Consider the following 4802-nt stretch of genomic DNA (forward strand, 5'->3'; position numbering starts at 1 on the left):
TCCACCCCCGGGCGATCTGGGCCACTGCAACGTCGGCTGCCAGCGCGCATGGGCGCTCGACGACCTCGATCCACCCCGCCCTCAACGTCGCCTCACCCGCGCCCACCGCCTGGCGGTCCCGCCAGCGATCGGCCAACTGCCTCTCGCCGTGAAAAAGAGCACCGTCGATTTCCACGCGGAGTCCCCGCACGGGGTCGCGGAAGTCCAGCCGCCTCGCGCGGCCGTCGGCCTGCGCAGTCATCCCATCCAACCAGGCCTGCCGTTCCATCCTCGGTAGACCGTGTGCACCCTCGACGTCGCGGGCATAGCGCACCTCGGCCGTGCTCTCCAGACCTTCCTCGGCAGCAGCCAGTGCTTCGGCAAGCAGCCGTCGTCTCGGGTGGCGGGGATGCTGGGCCAGCTCGACGCTAAGCTCGGCGACCGTGACCTTCTTTCTCGACACCGCCCGGGTCACCAGCGCCATCACGTCATCGAGCGTCTGGTCCGGCAGGGCCAGCACGTCCATGATCGTCTGTGGCAGCGCGGTGACGGGGATGCCATACCGCCGCGCGGGCACGGAGCGAGTCCGTCGTCGGACCTGCACCCCGCGCAGCTCACGGGTGCGGTGGGTCTGCCGCGGCTCGATGAGGGTGATGATCTGCGGCTCCCGATCCGTGAGGTTCCACAGCCGCAGCGCACACCTCAGACTCGTGAGGGTGCCCGGGCCACGGGCGAGCACGGCTGCTGCCACCCGTTCGCGCCAGCTGACCACGCCGTTGTGCATGACGAACACTCCGGCAAAGACCCTTTGCCACTGCCCGGTCCGCACGTTATGCCGCAGCTGGGAGTAAGTGATCTCGCGCTCGATTGCCTGCCGCCGACTAATGACGTCCACGACGGACAGGCTCGCCGATCTGCCACGGACAGCGCAGGACTTGTCCACACCCCCTGACCTGCCGGTCCGCGGGCCGCCTGCCCAGAGCGCGGGGAACGCCGGGGCGTTCTACGGTCGGAGCATGAATGACGCCCACGGCCAGCAGCTCCCCGACGCCGATCCGCACCTCGCAACGGCAGCCCACGCAGCACCCGCAGCACCCGTGGCGCGAGCACGAGCGCCACCGCCGCGACCCCAGCCCACGCAGCACCCGTCGCACTGGTCGCCGGGGGGTCGCGCGGCCTTGGGCTGCTCGTCGCCCGTGAGCTCGTCAGCGCCGGCTATCAGGTGGCCGTCTGCGCCCGCGACCTGGAGGAGGCGACCGAAGGCGCGCGCGAGGTGGGAGCGACGGCATACCGCTGCGACGTGAGCGACCGAGACGCCGTCACCAAGCTCGTAGCGAGCGTCGAGCGCGACCTGGGACCGATCGAGGTCCTGGTGCACGTCGCCGGGACCATCCAGGTCGGACCCGCCGAGTCCATGACTCTGCAGGACTTCGACGACGCGGTGGGGACGATGCTCATGGGCCCGATCCAGACGGTCTGGGCGGTCCTGCCCGGCATGCGCGAGCGGGGTCGCGGTCGGATCGGGGTGGTGACTTCGATCGGCGGCAAGGTCAGCCCGCCGCACCTGCTGCCTTACGCGACCGCAAAGTTCGGCGCGGTCGGTTTCACCGAAGGGCTGGCGGCCGAGCTGATGGGCACCGGCATCACCGCGACCACGGTGGTGCCCGGTCTCATGCGCACCGGGTCCCACGAGCGGGCGCTGTTTGCTGGTGACCACGCCGCGGAGTATGCGTGGTTCGCCCCCGCCGCCTCGCTCCCCCTCCTCTCGATGGACGCCGAGCGCGCCGCCCGTCGGATGGTGGACGGCATCCTGCGCGGGAAGCCGCTCGTCGTCCTGTCCTGGCTATCGCACGCCGGCATCCGGGTGCACGGGCTCTCACCGACGATCACGGTGCTTGCCATGGGCGTGATGAACCGTTTCCTGCCAGCCGCGCCGAGGGCCGACGAGGAGGAGGGTATGGCGATCAGCGGCTCCGAGGGTCGGGTTGCCCTGGGAGTGCGCGACCCCGAGGGTGGCGCTGCGAGGGGTCTGCTCACCGGGCGGCAGGCGGCACAGCGTCTTGGCGCCGGCGCCGCTGGCGTCGTGGGCGTCCTCACCGTCCTCGGCAGCAGAGCCGCACGGCGCCTCAACCAGCGTCCGTAGGGCCAGGCCGAGGCAGACCCGCCCGGCGCCTCGACCAGCGTCAATAGGGGCCAGCCCGAAGGGAACCCGCGTCAGTCCTCGATCCTCGCTGGTGTCCGTTGGGAGGCGGCATAGGACGGGTCACGCAGGCGGGCCCACGTCGCGGCGAACCAGGTCCCTGCTGGAGGGTGACCCACCGGGTCGTGCCGACGGCTGCAGTCACTGTCATCCCACGCGACGTCCAGGCGTCCACGCTCGTGCCAGGGGCGCCCAGGGGCGGCGATCCAGACCCGGTATGCCGTGGGTGGGCGTTGCGCTCTGCGCTGTCCTGGGTGACCGCGCGAGCCGCGCTCCGGCTCGAGCCGCAGGAGCAGCCCGCCGCCAGCGGTCTGAAGCGGCATCAAGGTCGTCAGCGTGCCGAGGCGAAACGGCAGCCGCGGCACCAGAAGGTGCCGGGTCACCATGCCAGCGCCGGTCGATGCGAAGAGGAGGTCGCCGCCGTCCGGGCCGTCGATGCGCAGGGCCAGACCCTCGATGTCTGGCAAGCTCCGCAGCCCGAGCGCCCTGGACGCACGCACCAGACAGGAATGCGACCTCGACCCTGACAGCAGCGGCACACCGTGATCGGTGCCCGGCTTGAACTCCAGGCTCCCGCCCCCGCAGACGCCCACCGCGTGCAGCGCCCGCGTGCCGCGCGCCCGGGCGAGTGCTCCGAAGATGCCGCCGAGCGCCATACCCGCCCACCGGCCTGGCCTCGGGTTCATGGCCTCAGCACCACCTTGATGCAGCCGTCGCGCTTCGCGGCGAACATCGCATAACCCTCGGCTGCATCCTCCAAGGGGAGATGGTGCGTGGCCAACGACTCCAGCGACAGCACGTCTTCGGCCCCGCTCACGAGGTCATACAGTTCATCGGTCCATCGACGGACGTGGCATTGGCCCATCCGCACCGTGATCCCCTTGTCGAAGAGGTCCATCATCGGCATCGGGTCCGCCTGGCCACCGTAGACGCCGCTGATCGACAGCGTGCCCCCGCGGCGGACGGCCGCGATCGCCAGGTGCAGCGCGGCGAGCCGGTCGATGCCGGCCGTCTCCACCGCCTTCTGGGCGACCACCTTGGGCAACCGCGAGGCGGCCGCGATCGCGGTGTGGGCGAGCGGGTTGCCGTGCGCCTCCATGCCCACCGCATCGAGCACGCTGTCCGGCCCGCGTCCGTCGGTGAGCTCGTGCAGGTGCGCCGCAACGTCCTTGACTCGCGTCGCGTCGACGACCTCCGCTCCGCTGTCGGCCGCTAGCGCGAGGCGCTCCGGCACCAGATCGACTCCGATCACCCGCTCTACCCCTCGGTGCAGGGCCGAGCGGACGGCAAGCTGTCCGACGGGGCCCAGACCGATGACCGCCAGCGTCCCACCCTCGGGCACGTCCGCATAGCTCACGCCTTGCCAGGCGGTCGGGAGGATGTCGGAGAGATAGAGGAAGCGCTCGTCAGGCAGGTCGTGCTCGATCCGGATCGCGCCAAAGTCGGCATGCGGCACGCGGACCAGCTCGGCCTGGCCGCCGGGAACGGAGCCGTAGAGGCTGGTGTAGCCGAACAAGCTCGCGCCCTTGCCCTGGTCGACGTTCTGGGTCGTCTCGCACTGGGCGAAGAGGCCTCGGTCGCACATCCAGCAGTGGCCGCAGGAGATGTTGAAGGGCACGACGACCCGATCCCCCACCGACAACCGCTCGATGCCCGTCCCGACCTGCTCGACGATCCCCATGAACTCATGCCCCAGCACGTCTCCAGGGCTCAGGTAGGGGGCGAGGACGTTGTAGAGGTGCAGGTCGGAGCCGCAGATCGCGGTGGAGGTGACCCGGATGATCGCGTCGGTCGGCGCCTGGAGCGTGGGCTCGGGGACGTCGAGGACCTTGACCTTGCCGTGGCCTTGCCAGGTGAGTGCGCGCATTCCCCCAGGCTATGTATGCGGTGACCGCGCGGCGCGGCCAATCGCCGAGCGCGGGGCGGCTTGCGACCACGACGAGTCGTGTCGGCCTGCCCCGAGCGCGGACCCGGCCTAGTTTGGGCAGATGAGCACTGACGAGCGCGACAACCCCGACAGCGACAAGAAGGACGGCGGCCACCCCGGCAGCGACAGGGAGGGCAGCGACGGGAAGAGCAGCCACAAGAAGCACAACCGTGACCTCGACGCCGAGCACGCCCGGCCCACCGGCGTGACAGATGCGGAAGTAGAGGCAGCGGGAACGGTCAGCGAGGCCCTGGAGAAGGTCGAGCGGGCACGCGGCCACCTCTACTCCTTCCATCAGCTGATCGGCGCGGCCGACCTCGCCCTCGGCGACGGCGCTGATCAGCTCGCCGCCTCCGGCCATGAGGAGCTCGCCGCGCGGCTGCGGGAAGAAGTGATCGGGCGCAACGTGATCGCCGATCGCTGGACCTTCCAGATCGTCGAGGACTTCGACGACGCCTACTGGACGAGCGTGCGTGAGTTTGAGCGCGCCGTGCGGGAAGAGGTGACGGGTGGCCGCCGGCACGTCTATGAGGCCGAGATGAAGCAGCGGCGCCGCACGCACGGGCAGCCCGGGCACGAGGCCGGCCCCGACGACACTGCCTCGTCCGACTAGGCCATCCGCACGCACGGGCAGCCCGGGCCCAGGCAGCCCGGGCACGAGGCTGGCCCCGACGACACTGCCTCGTCCGACTAGGC

5 protein-coding genes are annotated in these 4802 nt (G+C 70.8%); 2 read left to right on the forward strand and 3 right to left on the reverse strand.

Translation table 11 applies throughout. The features are described from left to right. Positions 1-874, reverse strand: an 874-nt coding sequence (locus Q4P07_RS12985; protein WP_303375338.1) for a hypothetical protein, incomplete at its 3' end; no start/stop codon positions are given. Positions 875-1132: 258 nt separating this feature from the next. On the opposite strand from Q4P07_RS12985, the gene Q4P07_RS12990 reads away from it, so the two are divergent. Then, positions 1133-2122 carry an SDR family oxidoreductase gene (locus tag Q4P07_RS12990; RefSeq protein WP_303375342.1) on the forward strand — a complete coding sequence of 330 codons (990 nt, stop codon included), beginning with the start codon at positions 1133-1135 and terminating at the stop codon, positions 2120-2122. Positions 2123-2193: 71 nt separating this feature from the next. Here the strand turns inward: Q4P07_RS12990 and Q4P07_RS12995 are convergent, their stop codons facing one another. Together Q4P07_RS12995 and Q4P07_RS13000 are read right to left on the reverse strand one after the other, a co-directional pair. Continuing rightward, positions 2194-2865: a hypothetical protein gene (locus Q4P07_RS12995; protein ID WP_303375339.1), complete on the reverse strand. Its 672-nt coding sequence runs from the start codon at positions 2863-2865 to the stop codon at positions 2194-2196. Then, entirely contained in the window at positions 2862-4046 is a 1185-nt protein-coding gene (locus Q4P07_RS13000; RefSeq protein WP_303375340.1) for a zinc-dependent alcohol dehydrogenase, read from the reverse strand. The genes Q4P07_RS12995 and Q4P07_RS13000 overlap by 4 nt, the downstream gene beginning before the upstream one ends. Before the next feature lie 121 nt (positions 4047-4167). Here Q4P07_RS13000 and Q4P07_RS13005 point away from each other — a divergent pair, with 121 nt between their 5' ends. Beyond that, on the forward strand, positions 4168-4719 hold the full coding sequence (locus tag Q4P07_RS13005; RefSeq protein ID WP_303375341.1) for a hypothetical protein: 552 nt from the start codon (positions 4168-4170) through the stop codon (positions 4717-4719). Positions 4720-4802 lie beyond the last annotated feature (83 nt).

This window comes from Ornithinimicrobium sp. (assembly GCF_030537745.1).
In the GTDB taxonomy this organism is placed as follows: Bacteria; Actinomycetota; Actinomycetes; order Actinomycetales; family Dermatophilaceae; genus Ornithinicoccus.

Excerpts from the sequence above, each read along its gene's own strand:
- Q4P07_RS12995 (WP_303375339.1), bottom strand. The coding sequence starts at position 2,865 with ATGAACCCGAGGCCAGGCCGGTGGGCGGGTATGGCGCTCGGCGGCATC.
- Q4P07_RS13000 (WP_303375340.1), bottom strand. The coding sequence starts at position 4,046 with ATGCGCGCACTCACCTGGCAAGGCCACGGCAAGGTCAAGGTCCTCGAC.
- Q4P07_RS13005 (WP_303375341.1), top strand. The coding sequence starts at position 4,168 with ATGAGCACTGACGAGCGCGACAACCCCGACAGCGACAAGAAGGACGGC.